Genomic DNA, 23,321 nt, shown 5'->3' on the forward strand with positions numbered 1-23,321 from the left:
AAAGGTCGAGCCCAGGCACCCCCCTCTGTCCTGCCGGACATCTCCCCCGCAAGGGGGGAGATCGGATGGCGTTTCCGCTTTCGCCAATCGCCAGCACCGCGACAAAAGCACCGCAGGCGAAGCTGCCGATCTCCCTCCTTGCGGGGGAGATGGCCGGCAGGCCAGAGGGGGGTGTGACGGAACATCATCGTCGGCGAGCTATCTCCCCTTCCAAACCGGCTCCCGCTTCTCCGCAAAGGCGCGGAAACCCTCCATGCCGTCCTCCGACCCGTAGAGCGCATCGACCGTCGGCAACTGCCGGCGCGTCACCTTGTTCATCGCCTCCTGGAAGGTCAGCGATTCCGCCACCCGCGCGGTCTCCTTGATCGCTGCGAACACCAGCGGCGGGCCGCTGGCGAGCAGCCGGGCGATCTCCCAGACGCGGTCCTCGAGCTTTTCCTTGGGCAGCACCTCGTTGACCAGGCCCCAGCGATGCGCCTCGGCGACATCCATCCAGCGGCCGGTGAGCAAAAGGTCCATGGCGACATGATAGGGGATGCGCTTCGGCAGCTTGATCGTCGCCGCGTCGGCCAGCGTGCCGGCGCGGATTTCGGGCAGCGCGAAGGAGGAGTGGTCGGAGGCGTAGATGAGGTCGCAGGACAGCGCCAGCTCGAAGCCGCCGCCCACCGCCATGCCGTTGACGCAGGCGATGACCGGCTTGTTCAGGTCGCGCAATTCCTGCAGCCCGGCAAAACCGCCGACGCCATAGTCGCCGTCCACCGCGTCGCCGCTCGCGGCGGCCTTGAGGTCCCAGCCGGCGCTGAAGAACTTGTCGCCGGCGGTCTTGACGATGGCGACGCGCAGGTCGGGATCGTCGCGGAACGCCTTGAAGGTTTCGCCCATCAGCCGCGATGTTTTCAGGTCGATGGCATTGGCCTTGGGGCGGTCGAGCGTGACCTCGAGGATCGAGCCTTCGCGGCGGGTCGAAATGACGTCAGGCATTCTTGTTTTCTCCCAGCACCAGCAATGCATCGGCGATCCAGGCGCCCTTGCCCTCGGAGCAGACGATCAGTGGATTGATGTCGAGTTCCTCGATCTCGCCGGCATTGTCCTGCACGAAGCCGGCAATGCCCGCGATGGCGTCGATGGCGGCCTGGACATCGGCCTTCGGCCGGCCGCGATAGCCCTCGAGCAGCGGGAACAGTTTCAGGCCGCGCAGTGCGGCCTCGATGTCGTCGCGCGTTGCCGGCAGCATCAGCGTGACGCTGTCGCGCAGCAATTCGACCAGCACGCCGCCAGTGCCCAGCGTCATCACGGCGCCGAACATCGGATCGCGGGTGAAGCCGACGATCAGTTCGGCGACGCCGTCGCGCACCATGCGCTCGACATAGAGCCCGGTGCCGAGCGGCAACAGGTCATGCGCCGCCGTGCTGACCGATTCGGCGTCCTTGAGGTTCAGCCTGACGGCGCCGACCTCGGACTTGTGGGTGACGCCAAGCGCCTTCAGGGCGACGGGGAAGCCAAGCGCCATGGACGAGATCACCGCTTCGACCGCATTGCCGGCGCGTTCGCCTTTTGGCACTGGAAGCCCGGCCTTGATCAGCCGCGCCTTGGCTTGCGCCTCGTCGGGCGTAACATGATCGCCACCGGCCGCGCCCGACGCCGATGTATCCACCGGCTGCGCCTGCGGCTCGCGCCAGGCCCAGCCGATGAAGGCCGCAGCTTGGGCCGCATCCATCGCCTCGGAAATGCCGAAAAGCGGCACCATGCCCCGCGCCATCAGCTCGGCGGTGTATTCCTCCGGCAGGTTCTCCGGCAGCGAGGAGACGATGGCGCCATGCGCCTTGTTGGTCTTCAGCGCCGATTCGAAAGCGCGCAGCGTCGCCCACCAGTCGGTCACCGAGCAGCGATCGGGACGCGGGAAGTCGAGCACCAGCATGTTGAGGTCGAAGCCGCCCGACACCATGGCGGTGAAGGTGGCGGTCATCGCCGGCTCGTTGTTCCAGATGAAGGTGTGATAGTCCAGGGGATTGGCCACCGCGACCAGCGGCCCGAGCGTCGATTTGACATGGGCGCGATGGGTGTCGTTCAGGACCGGGAAGTTGACCCATCGGCCTTCGGCGCTGTCGGCCATGACCGATGCCTCGCCGCCCGAACAACTCATCGACGACAAGGTATATCCAGGCAGCGGGCCGGTGATGTGCAGCAGCTTCAGCGCCTCGATGAAGGAGGGGATGGAATCGACGCGAGCGATGCCAAGCCGCTTCAGGAAGGCGCCGGAAGCAGCGTCCGAGCCGGCAAGCGAAGCGGTGTGCGAGACGGTTGCCTGCCGCGCCTGCTCGGAGCGGCCGACCTTCATGGCGATGATCGGCTTCTTGAGCTCACGTGCCCTTGCCGCCAGGCGCTCGAAGCCGGCTACCGAATCGAACGCCTCGATGTGCAGGCCAAGCGAGGTGACGCGCTCGTCCTCGATCAGGCCGAGCGCCATTTCGGACAGGCCGGTCTGCGCCTGGTTGCCTGCGGTCATCAGGAAGGCAATCGGTAGGCCGCGCTTCTGCATCGTCATGTTGATGGCGATGTTGGACGACTGGGTGATGATGGCGACACCCTTGCCGCCCTCTTCCAACCTGATGCCGCCATGCTGGTCTGGCCACAAAAGCGCGCCGTCGGCATAGTTGATCAGGCCGTAGCAGTTCGGTCCGATGATCGGCATCTGGCCGGCGGCGGCCACCAGTTCGGCCTGCAGCCGCTCGCCGTCCTCGTCATAGGCCTCGGTCTCGAGGAAGCCGGCGGCAAAGCAGACGGCGCCGCCGGCGCCGCGTTCGGCCAGCGCCTTGACCACCTCGATGGTGAGGTGCCGGTTGACGCCGACAAAGGCGGCGTCCGGCGCGCCGGGCAAATCGGCGACGGATCGGTAGGCCTTGCGTCCGGCCACTTCGTCCTTGGTTGGGTGCACCGGCCAGATCTCGCCGGCAAAGCCCATCTTGATCGATTGCGCCACGACGGCGGCGGCCTGCACGCCGCCGAACACGGCGATCGACTTGGGGCGCAGGAGGCGTTCAAGTCTATGCATCGATCAAGCCCCGAACGGGCGCAGCAGCGCCCGCGAAATAATATGTCGCTGAATCTCCGACGTGCCTTCCCAGATGCGCTCGACGCGGGCGTCGCGCCAGATGCGCTCCAGCGGCAGGTCATCCATCAGCCCCATGCCGCCATGGATCTGGATGGCCTCGTCGGCAACGAAGGCGAGCATTTCGGTGGCCTTCAGCTTGGCCATGGCCATGTCCTGGTCGGTGACGGTGCCCTGATCGTACTTCCAGCCCGCTTCGAACACCATCAGGTCGGCGGCCTTGAGTTCCGTCGCCATGTCGGCGAGCTTGAACGACACGCCCTGGAACTTGCCGATCTGCTGGCCGAACTGCTGGCGCTGCGCGGCATATTCGACCGCATGGCCGAGCGCTCGCTCGGCACGGCCGAGGCAGGTGGCGCCGACCTGCAGCCGCGTGGCGCCGAGCCAGGAATTGGCGACGTCGAAGCCCTTGTGCACCTCGCCCAGAACCTGGGATGCCGGCAGGCGGCAATCGTCGAATTCGAGGATGGCGTTGGTGTAGCCGCGATGCGAGACATTGCGATAGCCGTCGCGCACCGTGAATCCCTTGGTGCCCTTGTCGACGAAGAAGGCGGTGATCTTCTTGCGCTTTCCGCGCGGTGAATCCTCTTCGCCCGAGGCCATGAAGACGATGGCGAAATCGGCGAGATCGGCGTGGGAGATAAAATGCTTGGTGCCGTTCAGCACCCAGTAGTCGCCATCCTGCACGGCGGTCGCCTTCATGCCGCGCAGGTCGGAGCCGGCGCCCGGCTCGGTCATCGCCAGGCAGTCCCATTTCTCGCCGCGGATGCAGGGGAAAAGATATTTTTCGCGCTGCTCCGGCGTGCCGGCGAGCAGGATGTTGGAAGGGCGCGCCACGCAGGTCCAGTGCAGCGCGTAATTGGCGCGGCCGAGTTCCTTCTCGTAGAGCAGCCAGGTCACCGTATCGAGCCCCGCGCCGCCGACATCGGCAGGCATGTTGGCGGCATAGAGGCCCGCCTCGATCGCCTTCGCCTTGATCTCCTCGATCAGCTCGCGGCGCAGCACGCCGGTGCGCTCGACCTCGCGCTCGTGCGGATAAAGCTCGTTCTCGACGAAGGCGCGCGTCGTCTCGACAATGAGTTTCTGCTCTTCCGAAAGACCGAAATCCATGGTCTCAGCCCTTCTTCTTTTTCTTCGGCTTTTCGGCTTTCTTCACTGGCTTGGCGGCCCTGGCCCTTTCCGCTGCCTTTGAGGCCACGGGCTTCTTCGCCGCCAGCTTGGCGAGCTGTCTTGTGTAATCCTTGTGCAGCGCGCCGGCGCCCCAGCCCTTGCCCTTGTTCTGCTTCGACAGCGCATCCATGATCGCGACCAGATTGTCGTCGCGGATCTTTTCCAGTTCGCGGATCGACAGGCCGTGCGCCTGGTCGTCAGACTGGGTGGCGATCAGGTCGACCAGCTCATCGTTGAACTCCGGCACGTCCATCAGCTTGGTCCACGGCCATTTCAGGCAGGGCCCGAACTGCGCCATGAAGTGGCGCATGCCGGCCTCGCCGCCGGCAACGCGATAGACCTGGAACATGCCCATCTGCGCCCAGCGCAGGCCGAAGCCGTAGCGCATGATGTCGTCGAGTTCCTCGACCGTGCAGATGCCGTCCTTGATCAGCCACAGCGCCTCGCGCCAGGCGGCTTCGAGCAGGCGGTCGCCGACGAAAGCCTCGATCTCCTTGCGGATGACGACCGGCTTCATGCCGATCGAGGCATAGATTTCCTTGGCGACTTCGATGGCTTCCGGGAAAGTCTGGTCGCCGCCGACGATCTCGACCAGCGGCAGCAGATAGACCGGATTGAACGGATGGCCGACGACCAGCCGTTCCGGGTGCTTCTTCATCGCCACCTGCATGTCGGTCGGCTTGATGCCCGAGGTGGACGAACCGACGATGGCGTTGGCCGGCGCGTGGGTGTCGATCTCGGCCAGCACCTTGTGCTTGAGGTCGAGCCGTTCCGGCACGCTTTCCTGGACGAAGTCGGCATCCGCGACCGCCTCCGCGATCGTCTTGGCGAAGGTCAGCTTGCCCTCCTTGGGCAGGCCGCCCGGCACCATCTGCCTATAGGCGCGGCGCGCGCCCTTCATCACTTCCGAGACCTTGCGCGAAGCTTCGGGATCGGGATCGAAGATCGACACGTCGATGCCGTTGAGCAGGAGCCGCGCCACCCAGCCGGCGCCGATGACCCCGCCGCCGATGGCGGCCGCCTTGTTGATGATGCTCATTGAGAGGCTCCGGTTCTTGTCCTGGCGGTTTCGGGATCGGTGAGAGGCACGCGCTCGCCGGCGCGGATGACCGATGGGTCGTAGGCTTTGCGGGCGAAGACTTCGAGCACGAACGGCCGGAAGAAGTCGATCGGTAGCGTCTCATAGTCAGGGTCGAAGCTCGACTGGTCCCAGCGTTCGCAAAACTGGTCGCAATCGTCGAAATAGGCATGGCCGGCGAAACGGTCGCGCGCATGGCGATCGCCGCCGAGATGGTGGGCGTAATAGAGGCGCTGGAAGTCGCCATGCTTTTCCACCACCCAGGTGCATTGCTCGCGCACGAAAGGTTTAAGGATCGAAGCGGCGTATTCGTCGTGATTGTAGGGCGCGTAGATGTCGCCGATGTCGTGCAGCACGGCGCAGGCGATCCAGTCGGTGTCGGCGCCGTCGCGCCAGGCCCGCGTCGCCGCCTGCAGCGAATGACCCAGCCGCGTGATCTTGTAGCCGGACAGGCCTTCGTCGAGCTGCACCAGCGCGTCGAGCAGCCGCTCGCCGGTCCTGGCCGCGTAGTCGATCTCGTGCGCGGTCAGGAACTCGTAGTCTTGCCTGTCGCCATCCTTCATGGCGGTGAATTTTACAGTAGCCATATCGACCCTCCCTGCGAATAATTTATGCCGCGATCGGCGCTCGCTTGGTCAGGTTGAGCTTCTTGCGCACTTCTTCCGGCCCCAGGATCCGGGCGCCGAGATTGGTGACGATCGAGGCGGCACGCTCGACCAATTGCGCATTGGTCGCCAGCACGCCCTTGTCGAGCCACAGATTGTCCTCGAGGCCGACGCGGACATTGCCGCCGGCGAGCACGGCGGCAGCGGCGTAGGCCATCTGGTTGCGGCCGATGGCGAAAGCCGACCAGTTCCATGTCGACGGCACGTTGTTGACCATCGCCATGAAGGTGTTGAGGTCGTCGGGCGCCCCCCACGGCACGCCCATGCAGAGCTGCACCAGCGCGTCCGGATCGAGCACCTTTTCCTCGACCAGTTGCTTGGCGAACCAGAGATGTCCGGTGTCGAAGGCCTCGATCTCGGGCTTGACGCCGAGCGCCGTCATCATGCCGCCCATGGCGCGCAGCATGCCGGGCGTGTTGGTCATGACATAGTCGGCCTCGGCGAAATTCATGGTGCCGCAGTCGAGCGTGCAGATTTCCGGCAGGCACTGGCGCACATGTTCCATGCGGTTGGTGGCGCCGCCCATGTCGGTGCCTTTTTCGTTGAGCGGCAGCGGCGCCTCGGGCGAGCCGAACACCATGTCGCCGCCCATGCCGGCGGTAAGGTTCAGGATGACGTCGACATCCGCCGCGCGGATGCGCTCGGTCACCTCGCGGTAGAGATGCACGTCGCGCCTGGGCTTGCCGGTTTCGGGGTCGCGCACATGGCAATGGACGATGGCAGCGCCGGCCTTGGCCGCGTCGATCGCCGAATCGGCGATCTGCTTGGGCGAGCGCGGCACGTGGGGTGAGCGATCCTGCGAGCCGCCGGACCCGGTCACGGCACAGGTAATGAAGACCTCACGGTTCATCGCGAGCGGCATCGAAACTCTCCTCCCATTCGAAACAGCCCCTACCATCGCTCGACTTGATCAAAGCTGCTTTGCGTTTTACGAAGGCGACATGATCAAAAGCGAAAAGTCCGTCTTTCGCGCCGAACGTGAGACCCTCAAGGTAACGTTCCTGGTGTTTTCCGGCTCCTCGATCATGTGCGTCGCTTCCGCCGTCGACCCGCTGCGGGCCGCCAATCGCATTTCCGGCGAGACCCTGTTCGACTTCAAGCTGGTCTCGGTGACAGGCGAGGCGCCGGTTACCACCTGCGGCCTGCCGGTGGCGGTCAGCGGCCGTTTCGACGCCAAGGAGACAACCGACGTTCTCGTCGTCGTCGCCGGTTTCGGCACCCAGAATTACGCGACGTCGGCTCTGCTTTCAGGTTTGCGGAGGGCAGCGCGGGCGGCCCGCGCGTGCGGCGGCGTCGAGGCCGGCACCTGGCTGGTGGCGCGCGCCGGCCTGCTGGAGGGCCGCAGCGCCACCACCCATTGGGAAGACATGGAGGATTTTTCGTCGGCTTTTCCCGGCGTCGATGTCCGGCCGGACCGCTATGTCATCGATGGGCCGGTGTTCACCTCGGGCGGTGCCTCGCCGACCTTCGATCTGATGCTGCACTTGATTCGCACGCGGCTCGGCATGGCGGTGGCGCTCGATGTCGCCAGCGTCTTCATCTACGACCAAGCGCGTGCCGCGACTGATGCCCAGCCGCTGGTCTCGCTCGGCCGGCTCGACGGCTACGATCCGCGGCTGGCGCAAGCGATCCGCTTGATGGAAGCGCATGTCGACCAGCCGCTGACCATCGACGCGGTGGCCAGGCGCGCCGGGGTGACGGCGCGTACCCTGGAAAGCATCTTTCGCAAGTCGATCGGCGAGACGCCGGGCGCCTACTATCTCAGGCTGCGCCTGGGCGCCGCGCGCCGGCTCGTTGTCGACACCCGGATCGCCATGGCGGATATCGCCGGGCGGACGGGGTTCTCGTCTGCCGCGGCCTTTTCGAGAGCATTTTCAAGGGCTTTTGGCGAAGCCCCTGTCAGGCTTCGCCGAGGTTGATCCAGGTGGCTCAGGCGGCGTTTTGCCGGTCGCTGCCGCCATCGATCTGTGAGCGCATCTGTCTAGCCAGATGGGTCTCGAAACGGCTGGCAACAGCACGATCCCATTCGTTGGACCGGCGCGCGCCATCCCTGGGATGCGGCATTGCCATCAACCGGTCGATGATCGATCCGGCCTCGCCAGGTGAGAGCAGGGCGTCGATTTCACGTTCGTTCTGCATATCGGTTCGCCTCCTTCTTCCTCTCCCGCCACGAGCCATACCTATACGAGATTCGTGACGGCAGTTTGAAGGCAAGAGCGAGGTCATTGAGAGGCGGCAAGGGCAAAACCTTGTCGTCGATTTCAGCATGGCGCGCAGAAAGTTTCCGCGCGCCAAGCTTTCGAATCGCATAGTGCGCCGGCTTGGATTGCCGACGGTCAGGCAGCGTCAGACGTAGCGGTTGACGATGTTTTCGAGCAGTTCCTGGCGGCCGGAGCGCGGTTGCGGCTCGATCTTCTTCTTCACCACGCGCTCGGCGATCTCTTCCAGCGTCCGCTTGCCCGACAGCATCGCCTTGGCCTCGGCGCTGTTCCAGCCGGCATAGCGCTCGGCGAGCGGACCCGACAGCGCCTTGTCCTCTACCATCTTCGCTGCCGCCTTGAGGCCGCGCGCGCAGGAATCCATGCCGCCGATATGGCCGATCAGCAGGTCCTGCGGGTCGAGCGACTGGCGGCGCAGCTTGGCGTCGAAATTGGTGCCGCCGGTCTTGAAACCGCCGGCCTGGAGCACCTGGTAATATGCCAGCGCCATTTCCGGCACGTTGTTGGGGAACTGGTCGGTGTCCCAGCCCGACTGGTAGTCGTTGCGGTTCATGTCGATCGAGCCGAAGACGCCGAGCGCATTGGCCAGCGCCAGTTCGTGCTCGAAGGAGTGGCCGGCCAGGATGGCGTGGCCCTGCTCGATGTTGAGCTTGACCTCCTTCTCCAGGCCAAAGCGCTTGAGGAAGCCGTAGACGGTCGCGACGTCGTAGTCATACTGGTGTTTTGTCGGCTCCTGCGGCTTCGGCTCGATCAGGATCGTGCCCTCGAAGCCGATCTTGTGCTTGTAGTCGACGACGAGGTTCAGGAAACGGCCGGCCTGTTCCTGCTCGCGGGCAAGGTCGGTGTTGAGCAACGTCTCATAACCCTCGCGCCCGCCCCACAGCACGTAGTTCTCGCCCTTCAGCCGCTTGGTGACGTCGATGCAGCTCTTCACCGTCGCGGCCGCGTAGGCGAACACATCCGGATCGGGATTGGTCGCCGCGCCCGACATGAAGCGGCGGTTGGAGAACAGGTTCGCCGTGCCCCACAAAAGCTTGACGCCGGTCTGCTTCATCTTGCCGGCGAAATAATCGGCGATCTCATCGAGGCGGGCCGCACTTTCGGAGAAATCCTTGCCCTCAGGCCGCACATCGGCGTCGTGGAAGCAGAAATAGGGAGCGCCGAGCAGCGAGAACATCTCGAAGGCGACATCGGCTTTGAGTTTCGCCAGTTCCATCGTGTCGATCCCGCCGGCCTTGGGGAACCAGGGACGGTCGAAGGTCTGGCCGCCGAACGGGTCGCCGCCCGGCCAGGCGAAGGAATGCCAGTAGGCGACGGCAAAGCGCAGATGGTCTTCCAGCCGCTTGCCGGCCACCACTTCGTCGGGATTGTAGAAACGGTAGGCCAGCGGATTGGTCGAATCCGGTCCTTCATATTTGATTGTCTGGATATCGCCGAAAAAGCCGCTGCTCATGGTTCTCTTCCTCTCCAAGATAGGTTTGCCCGATTACCTCAGGCGTAATTGGTTTCACACCGAGGCTGGTCGAAAACGGTCCTGTCAAAACCGTCAAACGAAGGAGACAGGCCATGACCGACCTCAACACGATCGCCCTGAACTACATCACCGCCTGGAACGAAAGCGATGCCGACCGCCGGGCGGCCTTGCTCAAGGCTGTCTTCACCGAGGACGTCAGCTATCGCGATCCGCTCATGCAGGGCGACGGCCATGAAGGCGTCGCGGCGCTGATCGGCGGCGTCCAGCAGCGCTTTGCCGGCTTCCGCTTCTCGCTGAAGGGCACGCCGGACGGCTTTGCCGACAAGATCCGCTTCTCCTGGAATCTCGGGCCCGAGGGCACTGCTTCCGTCATCGAAGGCACCGACATCGGCATCATCGAGAACGGCCGCCTGAAGAGCGTCACCGGCTTCCTCGACAAGGTGCCGGCGCAGTGAGGTTTTGCCGGCAAGTCGAGTGGCTCCCACTCTTACGGTAGTTGCTTGTCCAACCTGTAGAGGGGACCGATTGGCGAAGTCGGCGCCGCCCCTCATCGCCCTGCCGGGCACTTCTCCCCGTATAGTGACGGGGAGAAGGGGGCCGGCGGCAATCTCGACGCCTTTCCTGCGACCATGGCGATTGGCGAAACCAGCAATGACAGCGCCCCTCTCCCCGTCTCTATGCGGGGAGAGGATGCCGGCAGGCAGGTGAGGGGCAGCGCCAGCGCCCGGACGAAAGGAATGGGACAAGCGCCAACTCACGCGGTTACGGCCTTGATCGCCGGATAGAGCGCGCGGTAGCGGTGATAGGCATCGGCGAAGGCGCCGCCAAGAGCTGCATCCGGCTCGATCGTCGCATCTGTCCTCGGCGCGGAGCACACCGCCAGCGGATCGGCGCCGGTCGCGGCGATCAGGCCAAGTCTGGCCGCTCCAAATGCAGCGCCGAAATCGCCATCAGCCGGAATATCCACCGGCAATTGCAGCGCGGTGGCGATCGCCTTCAGCCAGTAGCGCGAGCGCGAGCCGCCGCCGATCGCGGTCACGCGCGTCAAGGTCGTGCCGGCGGTTTTCAATGCCTCCAGGCTGTCGCGGAAGGCAAAGGCGACGCCTTCGAGCACGGCCTGTGTCAGCACTGCGCGGCCCGATTCATGCGCCAGTCCTGTGAACGAACCGCGAATGGCGGAATCATTGTGTGGCGTCCGCTCGCCCGAGAGATAGGGCAGGAAGGATACGCCGGTCGGCGCCTTCAGCGTCTCGCCGAGTTCCGATGTCAGTTCGCCCGCGCCCTTGCCCGTGATCTCCGACAGCCAGTTGAGCGAATCGGTTGCCGACAGGATGACGCCCATCTGGTGCCAGGTGTTGGGCAGCGCATGACAGAAGGTGTGCACCGCGCTGGCCGGGTTGGGCAGATAGGCGGCGTTGGCGGCAAACAGCACGCCCGATGTGCCGAGCGAGACAAAAGCGTGGCCGGCGCCGACCGTGCCCATGCCGCAGGCGGAAGCCGCATTGTCGCCGGCGCCGCCAGCCACCGGAGTGCCGGCCGCGATGCCCCACCGCGACGCGAGTTCGGCGCGCAGGGCGCCGGCTTTTTCCGTGCCCTCGACCAGCGACGGCATCTGCTTTTCCTCAAGCGAGGTCGCCGCAAGCAACTCGGAAGACCAGCGCCGCTTGCCGACATCGAGCCAGGACGTGCCTGCCGAATCCGACATTTCCGAAATATGCTCGCCGGTCAGCCAGAGCCGCAGGAAATCCTTGGGCAAAAGCACCTTTGCCACCTTGGCGAAGACAGCGGGTTCGTTGTTCTTCACCCAGGCGAGCTTGGGCGCGGTGAAGCCGGGAAAGACGATGTTGCCGGTGAGCGCGCGGAAGCGCGGATCGGCGTCCAGTGCCGCCGCCTCGACATGGCTGCGCGTATCGTTCCACAGGATGCAGGGGCGCAACACCTGATCGGCGGCATCGAGCAAGGTCGCGCCATGCATCTGGCCTGACAGGCCGATGCCCTCGATCGCCGCGAACTGCCCGGGATGTGCCGCCTTCAGTTCGGCGATCGCGTCTTCGCAGGCGCGTATCCAGTGCAGGGGATCCTGCTCGGACCAGCCCGGGTGAGGGCGAGAAACATCAAGCGTGCCATGGCCGGAGCCGATGACGCCCTGTCCGGCATCGATCAGCAGCGCCTTGACGCCCGATGTGCCCAGGTCGAGGCCGAGATACATGGTTTCCTCCCACGTTCTTATTTTTTTCGGAACCCGAAAAATATGTTTGAGCCAGTTTTTAAGGCAAGATCCGCTCCGGGTCAATTCTCTGACAAATCGGCGGCACGTCTCGAAAACAGCGCCGACAGCGGACTGTCCGGGCGTACGGTCGAGCGCTCCGTCGTCAGCGCCCTGGCCAGTGCACCGTCGCCGGCACGCAAGGCGGCTTCTATCAGCGTCAGATCGATGACGTCGCGCTGCGCGTGGCTGCCGCCAAATCGATGGGCGATGGTCCGGATCGGCCGGATCAGTCGGATGGTTTCGGCGTAGTTGCCCTCTCCGAACGCCTTGATCGCAAGCGTCAGGGGATGGCCGACATCCCGCGTGAAAGCGGCATTGTCGTCACCGCCCCGCATCGCTTCGCGCTGTGCCCCGAGCAGGGTCCGGGCCGGAGCATCGAGCCCGGCGCCGACAAAGGCCATCATCGCGTGGGCGTCGTTGAAGGCATAGTTGGAGGCAGCGGCCTTGGGCACCCAATTGGCGGCTAGCGCCGTCCAGCGGTCGCCGACGTCGACGCCGCCGAGGTGAAGCCGCCACAGGATCGCCGATGCATCGACCATGTTGAGCGCCAGCGTCGATCTGCTGCCATAGATCGGCCCGTCATAGAGCGCCAGCACCTCGCCGGTCTCGCCGAGATCGTAGTGGAACAGCGCCAGGTGCCACCAATTGTGGACCTGGAGCAAGCTCTCCTTCGTCCAGGCTTCGGGATCGGTACGCATCCAGGCGATGCCGTCCCTTTGCCGGCTTTGCATCTCCATCACATGCGCGACCGCATGTTGCGCCCAGCCATCGCGCGGTTCGATCTCGACCGCCGTACGGCCGAGCCTTTCGGCCTGCGCATACTCAGCCATCTCTTCGAGCCCGAAGGCCTGCATGCCGAGAATGGCGTGATACCCCGGCATGTCCGCCTGCCATGATGGCAGGGCGCGGGCGATGCGGTCGCGCAGCATGCGGGCGTTGCCGGTGAAGAAATCGACTTGGTGTCCGACCTGGAGCGCCACGGCGTCGAGCGGAAAATCGATCGCTATGTCCCGCAGAATGCCGGAGGCCTGATGCCAGCGCCCGTTGGCGAGGTGGCCGAGGGCCGAGACATGCGCCCGCTCACGCGTTGTCGCGGCAAGCGGCAGCGCCGCCTCGTGGCAGATCCTGGCCACGGCCGTCGCCTCCGGTTCGGTGGCAAGGCCGAAAAGGTAGCCCTTGAAGACATGCGCCATGACAAAACCGGGGTCCTGCGCGATGGCGCGATCGACGGATTTCACGGGATCGCCAATGAAACACTGCAATTCGCGCACGGCCTGGCCGTAGGGCGCGAATCCAGCTTCCGTCGCGCCCGAAAATGCCAGGCCAAATGCGTCCCTGATGGCCATGCGAGAGTCCCCGGTCGAGGCCCGATGGGCATGATGCCCACGGTCCAGCGTGATCTTAAAGCATAGGCCACGGCTACGCCATTTCACGAGTCGCGCCGCGGCATGTCAGACATTTTTGCAGTTCATCAACCATGGGAGACAGAATAGGCTTTGTAAAACTGGACGAATTGTGGCTTGATTGCGGCGCGGGTAAGGGGCTTGAAATCGCGATCTGAGAGGGGACGCGATGCGGCATTTTGAAATACAGGTTCCGAACAGCGGTTCGGAGCGCATTGGCAGGGCTGTTTCTTTGCTGCAGCGAAAGCCCAGGCGGATCAATGCTGGGTTTATTAGCTTACTTGCAACTACGACCCTTATGTTGCTGCCGAACTCCGCGGCCCTGGCGGCATGCCTGCTGGTTCCGTCTCCGGGCAATGACGTCTTCACTTGCGATAGTGGCGATTCGGGCGGCAGCCTCAACGACACCATCGGCAACAACACGCTGAACTTTCCCGCCGGCGGCACCGGCCAGGTGAGCGGTAACGTCACCTTCGGCCCGGGCACGGACCGCATCAACATGCAGTCAGGCACCATCACCGGCACGGTCGATCAGGGTGACGGCACGGATTTCTTCACCATCGGCGGCGGCACCGTCGCCGGCAATGTCCAGCAGGGCGCCGGCATCGACGACTTCAACATGAGCGGCGGCCAGGTCGGTTCGCTGAACCAGGGCGACGGGCTGGACACCTTCACCATGACCGGCGGGCGCATCGTCGATTTCTTCGACGACGGCGACCGTGCCGTGATGACCGACGGCCGCATCGGCCGCGTCAACATGAAGCTCGACAAGAACTATTTCAACATGTCGGGCGGCATCATCGACCGCAACCTGGTCACCGGCTTCGACCAGGACACCATCATTCTCTCCGGCGGCACGATCGGCGGCAACATCAGCGTCAGCGGCGGCAACGACAGCGTGACGATCACGGGCGGCACCGTCGGCGGCGATGTGCTGATGAGCTTCGGCGCGGACAATTTCGTGTGGAATGGCGGCGGCATCATCTATGGCGCCGTCGACCTCGGCGGCGACAACGATACGGCAAAGCTGAGCAACCTGACCAAAGCCAATCTGGGCGGCGCCGACGCGCTGAATGGCGGTCTCGGCACCGATACGCTGACCTTCGATAACGTCAAGCTCGACGGCATCAGCCGGATCCAGAACTGGGAGACCGTCGACGCCACCAACGACACCCAGCTCACGCTGGACGGCAATCTCGTGCTTGGAGACAGCGGCACCGGCACGGGATCGCTCAATGTCGATGCCGCGAGCACGCTCTATGGCGGCGGCTTCAACGCATCGATCCAGGCCTTTACGTCGGGCCAGCTTGCGGACGTCGTCAATGCAGGCCGCATCGACCTGACCAATGGCAGTACCGGCGCGACGGACCGGCTGATGATTTCGGGCAATTACACCGGGCTCGGCGGCCTGCTGCTCATCCAGACCGAGCTCGGCGATGATTCGTCGGCGTCGGACAGGCTGGTGCTTTCGGGCGGCACGGCTTCCGGCTCGACCGGCATCGCGGTGGTCAATGTCGGCGGCGCGGGGGCCGAAACGATGCAGGACGGCATCATGGTCGTCCAGGCGGTCAACGGCGCCACCTCCACCTCAAGCGCCTTCGCGCTCGACGTGCCGGTCGCGGCAGGCGCCTTCGAATATTATCTGTTCAAGGGTGGCGTCACCGCAGGCAGCGCGGAGAACTGGTATCTGCGCTCGTCGCTGATAACGCCGACATCGCCGGCCGCGGCGCCGCCGGCGGCAGAACCAACACCCGCGCCGGAACCGGTGCCGCCCGAGACCGAACCTCCGCCGCCGCCATCCGCGCTGCCGCCGGTGCCGGCGCCGACCGAGGGCGATATCAACACTCCGCCGGCCGACCCGACGCCGCCCGTGCAGGCTAGCGATCCGGTGCCCGTGCCGCCGCCACTGCCGCCGCCGGCGCCGGCGGCTGATCCACCGCCACCGCCCCCGCCGGTCCCGACCGCCGTGCCCGATCTTCCGATGCCCGCGGCAGGGGAGGAAATCCTGCTCTATCGCGTCGAGGTGCCGGTCTATTCCGCGGTGCCGCCTGTGGCCGAGCATCTGGCGATGACGACACTTGGCACCTTCCATGAGCGGCGCGGCGAACAGAGCCTGTTGTCGAACACGGAGCTGTCGCCGGTCTGGGGCCGCATCTACGGCCAGGACGCGAAGATGGGCTGGTCGGGAACGGTGTCGCCGTCCTTCGACGGCACCTTGTTCGGCCTGCAGGCGGGCTTCGACGTCTTCGGACGCGAAACCGCGTCGGGCGGGATCGATCGCGCCGGCCTGTTCGTCGCCTATGCCAGCATGAAGGGCGATGTGCGCGGCCAGGCGCTGGGGCAGAATGATCTGTCCGTCGGCGGCATCGATCTCAGCGGCACCAGCGTCGGCGGTTACTGGACCCGCATCGGCCAAGGCGGCTGGTACCTCGACGGCGTCCTCATGGCCACCTTCTTCGGCGGCGACGCGACGTCGTCGCGCGATGTCGGCATCGACATTGGCGGAACAGGTGTCACCGCCTCGCTGGAGGGCGGCTATCGCATTGCGCTGGCGCAGGGCTGGACGCTCGAACCGCAGGCGCAACTGATCTGGCAGCATCTGTCGCTCGACGATGCCAAGGATCGTTTCTCGTCGGTTTCCTTCGATAGCGAGGGCAGCGTCACCGGCCGGATCGGGGCTCGGCTGCAGGGCGAGTCCGCTGTCAATGGCATAGCGCTGCAGCCCTACCTCAAGGCCAATATCTGGCATGATTTTGGCGGCACCGATCGTGTCAGCTTCGACACCACCGACATCTCGACGGAGGGCAGGTCAACCTCGTTCGAGTTCGGCGGCGGTATTGTCGCCAAGGTGACCGACAAGGTCAGCATCTTCGCCACCGGCGACTACACCACCAATCTCGGCGGCGACAAACGCCGCATCCTCGAGGGCAATCTGGGCTTCAGCGTTAAATGGTGAGGCCCTCCGGGCCTCACCCGCGTCAGGACATCAATTGCCGGAACGCATCGCCACCGTGGCGATGCCGGCGCCGACCAGGAGCGTGCCGCCGGTGCGGTTGAAGATGCGGATCGCCTTGGGATTGCGCACCACGTTGCGGGCGCGTGCCGCGATCAGCGCGTAACCGAAGGCGTTGGCGAAGGCGAGCGCCAGGAAGGTCGTCTCGAAGATCAGCATCTGCGTCCGGAAGTCGGCGTGCCGGTCGAGGAACTGCGGCAGGAAGGCGACGAAGAAGGTGATGCTTTTCGGGTTGAGCGCGGTGACCAGCCAGGCATGCGCCATCATCTTGGCCGACGACACCGCGTCGGTGCGTGGTTCAGCCTTCAGCGTGCCGCCGGCGCGGAACAGTTTCACGCCGAGATAAATCAGATAGCCGGCGCCGATCAGTTTCAGGATGGTGAAAACACCAGCCGAAGCGGCAAGCAGCGCGCCGATGCCCAGCATCGACAAGGTCATGGCGGTGAAGTCGCCGAGCGCCACGCCGACGGCCATCGGCAAAGCGGTGCGCCAGCCCTGGCCCAGCGCATAGGAGACGACCAGAAGGATTGTCGGGCCCGGGATGATGAGGAGGATGGTCGACGCGGCAGCGAAGGCGGCCCAGTTTTCGAAGGACATGCTCGTCTCCTTTGAGCTCAAAGAAGAGGATAAATCCTTGGCTCCCGAAGAATGTAAAGGGACCGAATCCTTGTTTTTGCGTATTCCGGCCGGGCAACCGGCACGACTCTTACGGGACCGCGACGTCAATTGCGCCAGCGGCAAAAAGCTTGATGACGGTTTCAACGTCTTGCAGATGTTTAATGGCGACCGCGCGGGAGGGCGGAGCGGCGCCTCGGCAAGGCGCAAACGCAAGCAGCGCAAGGCATTCACGCTTTATCAACCATGAATGATGAAAATGCCCACTATCCGGCCGGACCGTGCTTCCCGCCGACAGCGTAGGGTTTGGGTATATGCGTGAGTTGCCGCAAGGTCCGACGCCGCCACGAAACGGCGACGCAATCGAAACCGATCTTCTTCTCTCCCGCCGCGCCGTCCTGTCCGGGGCGGGCGCTTTGGCATTGCTCGGCGTCGCCGGCTGCTCGACCTCGGGTGGTGTCGATCTGCCGGCGCTGCAGCTCGACGATACGGTCACCGGTTCGGTGCCGATCCGGCCCTCGATCAGTGTCGACAAGAACATCACCAGCCCCGACGTCATGTATGCCTCCTTGACGGATAACGGCTTCAACGTGCCCGAGGTGCCCTACCTCAAGGTCAAGCCGGAGTTCCGTCGCCAGATCGTCGTCGATACGACCGGCGAGGCGCCCGGCACCATCGTCGTGCATCTCAAGGAACGCATGCTCTATCTCGTCCAGCCGGGTGGCGATGCCATCCGCTACGGCGTCGGCATCGGCAAGGACGGTTTCCGCTGGTCCGGCCGCGCCAACATCCAGTACGGCAGGGAGTGGCCGACCTGGACGCCGCCGCCCGAAATGATCCAGCGCAAGCCGGAACTGGTGAAGTGGCAGGGCGGCCAGCCCGGCGGCCTGACCAATCCGCTCGGCGCGCGTGCGCTCTACATCTACCAGGACGGCAAGGACACCGGCTACCGCATCCACGGCTCGCCGGAATGGTGGAGCATCGGCCAGGCGATGTCGTCGGGCTGCGTGCGCCTGATCAACCAGGACATTATCGACCTCTACAGCCGGGTGTCGAAGAAAAACCCCGTCGTCGTCATGTGATCGTCCAGCCCTCCGTTTCTCCCGTTGCGCGATGCGGCAAGACAGGCCAAGGTGACCTGAAAACCATCGCCTAGAGCCGGATGATTTCAGGTCCGTTCGACCTGAAATCCGAATCCGTCTCTTTCGGCGTCATGCCCTAGGGAGACATCAAGCATGGCTGGAACTTTCGTCATCGCGCAGGGCGGCGGCCCGACCGCCGTCATCAACCAGACGGTCGTGGGCGCCGCGCTGGAGATCCGCAGGCGCCATCCCGGTGCCAAGGTGCTGGGCTCCCTGCACGGCGTGCGCGGCATCCGTGACGGCAACTATGTCGACCTCTCCGCCATCCCGGAGGACCGGCTGCGGCTGATCGCCGGAACGCCGAGCGCCGCCCTCGGGTCGACGCGCGACAAGCCGGATGCCGCCTATTGCGAGGTCATCCTGAAGGGCCTGCAGAAGGCGGGCGCCGACGCTTTCATCTATATCGGCGGCAACGACACCTCGGGCACGCAGCAGATCCTGACCGATGCCGCCGGCGGCAAGATCGCTTTCGTCCATGCGCCGAAGACCATCGACAACGATCTCGAGGAAAACGACCATACGCCGGGCTTCATGTCCGCGGCCGAATTCGTCGCTGGCGCCTTCCTGTCCGTCGATCTCGATTTTCGCGCGCTTCCCGGCATCTATGTCGGCATCGTCATGGGCCGCCATGCCGGCTTCCTGACCGCGGCGTCGGCGGCCTGGCAGCTCGATTCCGACAGCGGCCCGCATCTGGTCTACGTCCCGGAGCGGCCGTTCTCCGCCGCCGGTTTCATCGACGACGTGCGCGCCACCCTCGACCGCCACAAGCGCTGCATCGTCGCCGTGTCGGAAGGCGTCAGCACCGCCGACGGCAAGGCACTGGTCGAAAGCCTGGTGCCGGCGGACAAGCTCGAGCGCGACCAGCACGGCAACGTCAAACTCTCGGGCAGCGACCTGCCGGCGGCGCTCGAACGGGCATTGGCCGAGGGGCTGCCGGGCAAGCGTGCCCGCGTCGACGCACTCGGCTACATGCCGCGCGGCTATGTCGGCTCCATCAGCCCGGTCGATGCGCAGGAGGCCTTCGATGCCGGCGCCTTTGCCGTCGGCGTCGCCGAACAGGGCGGCGGCTCGGTGGCGCTGCAATATGATGGCAGCAAGATAGTGCTGAAGAAGGTGCCGCTGAAGAACGTTGCCGGCAAGACCCGCCACATGCCCGACGATTTCATGAAGCCCGACGCCAACCAGCTGTCCGAGGCCGGAATGGCCTATCTCAAGCGGCTGGTGCCGGAAAAATACAAGGTCGGAAAGCCGTTCGTCTGATGCCGGGTCCGCTTGATGCCCGGCTCACACCTGATGCCAGGCTCACACTTGATGCCCAGGCTCACACCTGATGGATAACTGGTTCTCCAGGCGCATTGTCGACGGCAGGACGACGATGCTGACCGAGCCGTTCGTGCACGACTATGTGCGAGCCAATATCTGGCATTTCACCGGCCGCGACGCCGACCTTCTGGTCGACACCGGGATGGGCATCTGTCCGCTGGCGCCGGAGATAAAGACGGCCGAAGGCAAGCCGCTTCTGGTCGTCGCCACCCATATTCACCTCGACCATGTCGGCTCGCTGCACGAATTTCCGCTGCGGGCCGGGCCAAGGATGAGCGCAGCGCAATTCGAGAGCATGGATGAGGCCGCGACTTACGCCTACATGTTCCACGATCTCGAGGGGGCCGTTTCGAAATTGCCGGCGCCTGGCTGGAAGTCGGCCGACTATGCGATAGCGCCGGCACCGTTGACGCGTATGCTCGACGAAGGCGACGTGGTCGATCTAGGCGACCGCCGGTTTCGGGTGCTGCATCTCCCCGGACATTCGCCGGATTCGATCGCGCTTTTCGATGAGGCCGACGGCCTGTTTTTCAGCGGCGACGCCATCTATGACGACACGCTGATCGACGATTTGCCGGATTCCGACCGGGAGGCCTATCGCAACACGATGCGCCGGCTGCTCGACCTGCCGATCAGGATCGGCCATGGCGGCCACGGCCCGAGCTTCGACGGCGGGCGCATGCGCGAAATCGCGTCGGCCTATCTGCGATCCGTAAGCGCACTCTGAATTAAATCTTCGTAAGGTCGGGCTAAAACCCTAAATCGCGCGGATCGGCGCCCTAGATAGTTGTTGTCGATCCGGCCGGCTGCCATGCGTGGCGAGGCAGGCAACCCGGGCCGTCGGCACGCTGACGGGCACTTCTCCCAGGAAGACCCGCGGCGCGGATCAACCCCTCGCCCGGACAGAACGACCATGTCAAACCTGAGCATTCTTCGTAGGCATCGCATCGCCGCCCTGCTGGGCGCCGCGCTGCTGGTTTCTCCCTTTGTCGTCTCATTCGCCGACAGCGCGAACGGCGTCGGCACGGGCAACACGGTTGCAACGACGCAGACCCCCGTTGCCGGGACCACGGCCCCGAGCGGTTCGTTGGCGCCGATCGTGGCCACGACCAAGCCGGCCGTCGTGACCGTGACCACGGTCATGAAAGGACAGCCGGAAGCAATGAACGAAGCGTCGCCCTTCGATGGCGCCTCGCCCTTCGACGACTATTTCCGCCAGTTCTTCGGCGATCAGGGCATGCCCGCTCCCAAGACGCCTCCGCAACAGCGGTTGCCGCGGGCCGAAGCGCTCGGTTCGGGCTTCATCGTCGGTGCCGACGGCACCATCGTCACCAACAACCATGTCGTCGACGGCGCTTCCTCGATAAAGGTCACGCTCGACGACGGCACGGAGCTCCCGGCCAAGCTGGTCGGTCACGATGCCAAGAACGACCTCGCCGTGCTGAAGATCAACGCCGGCAAGTCGTTGCCAACCGTGAAGTGGGGCGACTCCGACAAGCTCATGACAGGCGACCAGGTGCTGGCGATCGGCAATCCGTTCGGCATCGGCACCACGGTAACGGCCGGTATCGTCTCGGCGCGTGGCCGCGACCTGCATAGCGGGCCGTTCGACGATTTCATCCAGATCGACGCGCCGATCAATCACGGCAATTCCGGCGGCCCGCTGGTGGACGTCAATGGCAATGTCGTCGGCATCAACACGGCGATCTATTCGCCCAATGGCGGCAGCGTCGGTGTCGGTTTCGCCATTCCGTCGGACCAGGCTGAGAAGGTGGTCGCCAAGCTGATGAAGGGCGGCAACATCGAATACGGCTATCTCGGCGTCGAGATCCAGCCCGTCACCCCGGATGTGGCAAGCGCCATCGGGCTGGACCGTCCCAGCGGTGCCTTGGTCTCGCAGGTCAATGACGGCTCGCCCGCGGCCAAGGCCGGCGTCGAGACCGGCGACGTCATCACCGGCTTCGCCGGGCAGGACGTCAAGGATCCCAAGGACCTGTCACGAGCCGTCGCCGACGTCGCGCCGGGTGCCAAGGAGAGACTGGATGTCTGGCGCAAGGGCAAGGCCATGCAGATCTCGGTGGAGGTCGGACGCAACAGCGACGATGTGAAAACGGCGTCGACGGATGACTCCAGCGCGCCGGGCACCGAACAGGGTTCCCGCGTGCCGGCCGTCGGCCTCGGCTTGATGGATATCACGCCGGACATCCGCCAGCAGATGAACCTGCCCGAGAACGAGCACGGCGCGGTGGTTGCGAGCGTCAATCCCGACAAGCCGGCGGCGACTGCCGGCATCCAGCCGGGCGATGTCATCGTCGCCGTCAACCAGGCTCCGGTGAAGAGCGCCAGGCAGGTGACCCAAGCGATTGCCCAAGCCGGCAAATCCGGACGCAAATCGGTGCTGCTTCTGGTGGAGCGCGGCGGCACCCAGATCTATGTCGCCGTGCCGTTCGCCAATGGCTGACACACAAACAGCGGCGTGGCGGGCTTGTGGAGCGCCCGCCACCCCCCAGTCTATCGGCTACAACTTGCGCAGCGCCACTTCCTCGATCAGGTGGTCGGCGCCCTTGCGCAGGATCAAGTCGGCGCGGGCACGCGTCGGCAGGATGTTTTCGCGCAGGTTCTTCAGGTTGATGTTGGTCCACAGGCCCTCGGCGATCGCCTTGGCCGCATCCTCCGACAGCTGCGAATAGCGGTGGAAGAAGGAGTCCGGATCGCGGAAGGCGGTTTCGCGCAGCCGCATGAAGCGGGAAATATACCAATTGTGGATCAGCTTCTCGTCGGCATCGATGTAGATGGCGAAGTCGAAGAAGTCCGACAGGAAGGGCACGATCTTGCCGTCCTGCGGCAGCTTGCCCGGCTGCAGCACGTTGATGCCTTCGAAGATCAGGATGTCGGGCCGGTCGATGGTGACGAACTCGCCGGGGATGACGTCATAGGTAAGGTGCGAATAGACCGGCGCGCGGACATCGGGCAACGCCGACTTGATACCCGAGAGGAAACGCAGCAGCGCGCCGACATCGTAGCTGTCGGGGAAACCCTTGCGCTCCATCAGGTTTTCGCGGCGCAGCACCTCGTTGGGCAGCAGGAAGCCGTCCGTGGTGATGAGGTCCACCTTAGGGCTCGACGGCCATCGCGCCAGCAATTCCTTCAGCACGCGCGCCGTGGTCGATTTGCCGACCGCGACAGAACCGGCAATGCCGATGATGAAAGGCGTCTTGGCCACGTCGGCGGCGTTGAAGAAGGCCTGGCGCTGCCGGAACAGAAGCTGGCTCGCCTCGACATGCGCCGACAAAAGCCGCGACAAGGACAGATAGATGCGCTTGACCTCTTCGAGGTCGACCGGGTCGTTGAGCGAACGCAGGCGGCGGAACTCGTCCTCGCTCAGCGTCAGCGGCGTATCGGCTCGGAACCGCGACCATTGCTCGGCTGAGAAGAAGCGAAACGGAGAATATTTCTCGGTTGGCGCGAGCTGATCCATCGAGATACCTGCCCTTCCTCCCGATCAGCCCTTGGGCCGCGACGCCTTTTCGGCGATGCCCGAACGCCCGGTACGGGCTTCAAGCTCCTTGAGCACGTCGTTCAACGGGACACCCGAGATGCCGAGAACGACAAGCCAATGATATATAAGATCGGCGCTTTCGGAAACGAGGCCCTGTTTGTCGCCCTTGACGGCGGCGATCACGGTCTCGACCGCCTCCTCGCCGAGTTTCTGCGCCGCCTTGTCGATGCCCCGGGCGTAAAGCTTGGCCGTCCACGAATCCGGATCGCCGGAATGGGCGCGGTCGCTGACGATTTTTTCCAGGTCGGAGAGCGAAAACTCGGCCATGTTCGATCTATCTTC

At 64.7% G+C, this 23,321-nt stretch carries 21 protein-coding genes; 8 read left to right on the plus strand and 13 right to left on the minus strand.

Annotation, left to right across the window (positions count from 1 at the left end; all coding sequences use genetic code 11):
- Positions 1-198: 198 nt before the first annotated feature.
- The 6 genes from FJ527_RS28775 to FJ527_RS28800 are packed head-to-tail and all read right to left on the minus strand — an operon-like array spanning position 199 to position 6,884.
- Positions 199-981, minus strand: coding sequence for a carnitinyl-CoA dehydratase (locus tag FJ527_RS28775; RefSeq protein ID WP_140824660.1), 783 nt, complete (start codon positions 979-981; stop codon positions 199-201).
- Positions 974-3,052, minus strand: a complete 2,079-nt coding sequence (locus FJ527_RS28780) for an acetate--CoA ligase family protein (protein WP_140824661.1) — start codon at positions 3,050-3,052, stop codon at positions 974-976. The genes FJ527_RS28775 and FJ527_RS28780 overlap by 8 nt, the downstream gene beginning before the upstream one ends.
- A 3-nt stretch (positions 3,053-3,055) precedes the next feature.
- Complete coding sequence (locus tag FJ527_RS28785) at positions 3,056-4,219, minus strand: acyl-CoA dehydrogenase (protein WP_140660235.1); 1,164 nt, start codon at positions 4,217-4,219, stop codon at positions 3,056-3,058.
- 4 nt (positions 4,220-4,223) lie between these two features.
- Positions 4,224-5,318, minus strand: coding sequence for a carnitine 3-dehydrogenase (locus FJ527_RS28790; protein WP_140620568.1), 1,095 nt, complete (start codon positions 5,316-5,318; stop codon positions 4,224-4,226).
- Positions 5,315-5,944, minus strand: coding sequence for an HD domain-containing protein (locus FJ527_RS28795; protein ID WP_140660233.1), 630 nt, complete (start codon positions 5,942-5,944; stop codon positions 5,315-5,317). The genes FJ527_RS28790 and FJ527_RS28795 overlap by 4 nt, the downstream gene beginning before the upstream one ends.
- Before the next feature lie 22 nt (positions 5,945-5,966).
- A complete protein-coding gene (locus FJ527_RS28800; RefSeq protein ID WP_023772124.1) occupies positions 5,967-6,884 on the minus strand; it encodes a 3-keto-5-aminohexanoate cleavage protein in 918 nt (305 codons plus the stop codon).
- A 79-nt stretch (positions 6,885-6,963) separates the two neighbouring features.
- Between FJ527_RS28800 and FJ527_RS28805 the strand changes: the two genes are divergently transcribed.
- Positions 6,964-7,941, plus strand: coding sequence for a GlxA family transcriptional regulator (locus FJ527_RS28805; RefSeq protein WP_015314601.1), 978 nt, complete (start codon positions 6,964-6,966; stop codon positions 7,939-7,941).
- Between the two features lie 10 nt (positions 7,942-7,951).
- Here the strand turns inward: FJ527_RS28805 and FJ527_RS28810 are convergent, their stop codons facing one another.
- Both FJ527_RS28810 and xylA read right to left on the minus strand, forming a co-directional pair.
- Complete coding sequence (locus FJ527_RS28810) at positions 7,952-8,161, minus strand: hypothetical protein (RefSeq protein WP_015314600.1); 210 nt, start codon at positions 8,159-8,161, stop codon at positions 7,952-7,954.
- 207 nt (positions 8,162-8,368) lie between these two features.
- Positions 8,369-9,694: a xylose isomerase gene (gene xylA, locus FJ527_RS28815; RefSeq protein ID WP_140824662.1), complete on the minus strand. Its 1,326-nt coding sequence runs from the start codon at positions 9,692-9,694 to the stop codon at positions 8,369-8,371.
- Between the two features lie 113 nt (positions 9,695-9,807).
- On the opposite strand from xylA, the gene FJ527_RS28820 reads away from it, so the two are divergent.
- Complete coding sequence (locus FJ527_RS28820) at positions 9,808-10,170, plus strand: nuclear transport factor 2 family protein (protein ID WP_140620574.1); 363 nt, start codon at positions 9,808-9,810, stop codon at positions 10,168-10,170.
- Positions 10,171-10,469: 299 nt separating this feature from the next.
- On the opposite strand, the gene xylB is transcribed toward FJ527_RS28820, so the two are convergent.
- On the minus strand, positions 10,470-11,924 hold the full coding sequence (gene xylB / locus FJ527_RS28830) for a xylulokinase (protein WP_140824663.1): 1,455 nt from the start codon (positions 11,922-11,924) through the stop codon (positions 10,470-10,472).
- An 80-nt stretch (positions 11,925-12,004) separates the two neighbouring features.
- A complete protein-coding gene (locus FJ527_RS28835) occupies positions 12,005-13,330 on the minus strand; it encodes a tetratricopeptide repeat protein (protein WP_140824664.1) in 1,326 nt (441 codons plus the stop codon).
- A gap of 226 nt (positions 13,331-13,556) precedes the next feature.
- Between FJ527_RS28835 and FJ527_RS28840 the strand changes: the two genes are divergently transcribed.
- On the plus strand, positions 13,557-16,343 hold the full coding sequence (locus tag FJ527_RS28840) for an autotransporter outer membrane beta-barrel domain-containing protein (RefSeq protein WP_140824665.1): 2,787 nt from the start codon (positions 13,557-13,559) through the stop codon (positions 16,341-16,343).
- Between the two features lie 30 nt (positions 16,344-16,373).
- Here FJ527_RS28840 and FJ527_RS28845 read toward each other — a convergent pair whose 3' ends face one another.
- Entirely contained in the window at positions 16,374-16,997 is a 624-nt protein-coding gene (locus tag FJ527_RS28845) for a LysE family translocator (RefSeq protein ID WP_140824666.1), read from the minus strand.
- Between FJ527_RS28845 and FJ527_RS28850 the strand changes: the two genes are divergently transcribed.
- The 5 genes from FJ527_RS28850 to FJ527_RS28870 all read left to right on the plus strand — a co-directional run bounded on the left by FJ527_RS28850 (position 16,996) and on the right by FJ527_RS28870 (position 21,941).
- Positions 16,996-17,265: a hypothetical protein gene (locus FJ527_RS28850; protein ID WP_140660229.1), complete on the plus strand. Its 270-nt coding sequence runs from the start codon at positions 16,996-16,998 to the stop codon at positions 17,263-17,265. The two genes, FJ527_RS28845 and FJ527_RS28850, sit on opposite strands and share 2 nt — an antisense overlap.
- Before the next feature lie 64 nt (positions 17,266-17,329).
- Positions 17,330-18,097: a L,D-transpeptidase gene (locus tag FJ527_RS28855; protein WP_140824667.1), complete on the plus strand. Its 768-nt coding sequence runs from the start codon at positions 17,330-17,332 to the stop codon at positions 18,095-18,097.
- 153 nt (positions 18,098-18,250) lie between these two features.
- Positions 18,251-19,417 carry a diphosphate--fructose-6-phosphate 1-phosphotransferase gene (locus FJ527_RS28860; RefSeq protein WP_015314592.1) on the plus strand — a complete coding sequence of 389 codons (1,167 nt, stop codon included), beginning with the start codon at positions 18,251-18,253 and terminating at the stop codon, positions 19,415-19,417.
- A 70-nt stretch (positions 19,418-19,487) separates the two neighbouring features.
- The gene (locus FJ527_RS28865) at positions 19,488-20,207 is read left to right on the plus strand and encodes an MBL fold metallo-hydrolase (protein WP_140824668.1); all 720 of its coding nucleotides are present in this window, start codon (positions 19,488-19,490) and stop codon (positions 20,205-20,207) included.
- Positions 20,208-20,393: 186 nt separating this feature from the next.
- Positions 20,394-21,941: a DegQ family serine endoprotease gene (locus tag FJ527_RS28870; protein ID WP_140824669.1), complete on the plus strand. Its 1,548-nt coding sequence runs from the start codon at positions 20,394-20,396 to the stop codon at positions 21,939-21,941.
- 57 nt (positions 21,942-21,998) lie between these two features.
- Here the strand turns inward: FJ527_RS28870 and coaA are convergent, their stop codons facing one another.
- Together coaA and FJ527_RS28880 are read right to left on the minus strand one after the other, a co-directional pair.
- Positions 21,999-22,958 (minus strand): type I pantothenate kinase, encoded by a 960-nt coding sequence (gene coaA / locus FJ527_RS28875; protein ID WP_140660227.1) that lies wholly within the window; start codon positions 22,956-22,958, stop codon positions 21,999-22,001.
- A 24-nt stretch (positions 22,959-22,982) separates the two neighbouring features.
- Positions 22,983-23,306: a phosphoribosyl-ATP diphosphatase gene (locus FJ527_RS28880; RefSeq protein WP_015314588.1), complete on the minus strand. Its 324-nt coding sequence runs from the start codon at positions 23,304-23,306 to the stop codon at positions 22,983-22,985.
- Positions 23,307-23,321: the final 15 nt, after the last annotated feature.

Origin of the sequence: Mesorhizobium sp. B2-4-18, assembly GCF_006441385.1 — a bacterium.
Lineage (GTDB): Bacteria > Pseudomonadota > Alphaproteobacteria > Rhizobiales > Rhizobiaceae > Mesorhizobium > Mesorhizobium australicum.

What these genes read in the sequence shown, in the direction of transcription:
- FJ527_RS28775 (WP_140824660.1), bottom strand. Translation starts at nt 981, where the DNA reads ATGCCTGACGTCATTTCGACCCGCCGCGAAGGCTCGATCCTCGAGGTC.
- FJ527_RS28780 (WP_140824661.1), bottom strand. Translation starts at nt 3,052, where the DNA reads ATGCATAGACTTGAACGCCTCCTGCGCCCCAAGTCGATCGCCGTGTTC.
- FJ527_RS28785 (WP_140660235.1), bottom strand. Translation starts at nt 4,219, where the DNA reads ATGGATTTCGGTCTTTCGGAAGAGCAGAAACTCATTGTCGAGACGACG.
- FJ527_RS28790 (WP_140620568.1), bottom strand. Translation starts at nt 5,318, where the DNA reads ATGAGCATCATCAACAAGGCGGCCGCCATCGGCGGCGGGGTCATCGGC.
- FJ527_RS28795 (WP_140660233.1), bottom strand. Translation starts at nt 5,944, where the DNA reads ATGGCTACTGTAAAATTCACCGCCATGAAGGATGGCGACAGGCAAGAC.
- FJ527_RS28800 (WP_023772124.1), bottom strand. Translation starts at nt 6,884, where the DNA reads ATGCCGCTCGCGATGAACCGTGAGGTCTTCATTACCTGTGCCGTGACC.
- FJ527_RS28805 (WP_015314601.1), top strand. Translation starts at nt 6,964, where the DNA reads ATGATCAAAAGCGAAAAGTCCGTCTTTCGCGCCGAACGTGAGACCCTC.
- FJ527_RS28810 (WP_015314600.1), bottom strand. Translation starts at nt 8,161, where the DNA reads ATGCAGAACGAACGTGAAATCGACGCCCTGCTCTCACCTGGCGAGGCC.
- xylA (WP_140824662.1), bottom strand. Translation starts at nt 9,694, where the DNA reads ATGAGCAGCGGCTTTTTCGGCGATATCCAGACAATCAAATATGAAGGA.
- FJ527_RS28820 (WP_140620574.1), top strand. Translation starts at nt 9,808, where the DNA reads ATGACCGACCTCAACACGATCGCCCTGAACTACATCACCGCCTGGAAC.
- xylB (WP_140824663.1), bottom strand. Translation starts at nt 11,924, where the DNA reads ATGTATCTCGGCCTCGACCTGGGCACATCGGGCGTCAAGGCGCTGCTG.
- FJ527_RS28835 (WP_140824664.1), bottom strand. Translation starts at nt 13,330, where the DNA reads ATGGCCATCAGGGACGCATTTGGCCTGGCATTTTCGGGCGCGACGGAA.
- FJ527_RS28840 (WP_140824665.1), top strand. Translation starts at nt 13,557, where the DNA reads ATGCGGCATTTTGAAATACAGGTTCCGAACAGCGGTTCGGAGCGCATT.
- FJ527_RS28850 (WP_140660229.1), top strand. Translation starts at nt 16,996, where the DNA reads ATGCTCGTCTCCTTTGAGCTCAAAGAAGAGGATAAATCCTTGGCTCCC.
- FJ527_RS28845 (WP_140824666.1), bottom strand. Translation starts at nt 16,997, where the DNA reads ATGTCCTTCGAAAACTGGGCCGCCTTCGCTGCCGCGTCGACCATCCTC.
- FJ527_RS28855 (WP_140824667.1), top strand. Translation starts at nt 17,330, where the DNA reads ATGCGTGAGTTGCCGCAAGGTCCGACGCCGCCACGAAACGGCGACGCA.
- FJ527_RS28860 (WP_015314592.1), top strand. Translation starts at nt 18,251, where the DNA reads ATGGCTGGAACTTTCGTCATCGCGCAGGGCGGCGGCCCGACCGCCGTC.
- FJ527_RS28865 (WP_140824668.1), top strand. Translation starts at nt 19,488, where the DNA reads ATGGATAACTGGTTCTCCAGGCGCATTGTCGACGGCAGGACGACGATG.
- FJ527_RS28870 (WP_140824669.1), top strand. Translation starts at nt 20,394, where the DNA reads ATGTCAAACCTGAGCATTCTTCGTAGGCATCGCATCGCCGCCCTGCTG.
- coaA (WP_140660227.1), bottom strand. Translation starts at nt 22,958, where the DNA reads ATGGATCAGCTCGCGCCAACCGAGAAATATTCTCCGTTTCGCTTCTTC.
- FJ527_RS28880 (WP_015314588.1), bottom strand. Translation starts at nt 23,306, where the DNA reads ATGGCCGAGTTTTCGCTCTCCGACCTGGAAAAAATCGTCAGCGACCGC.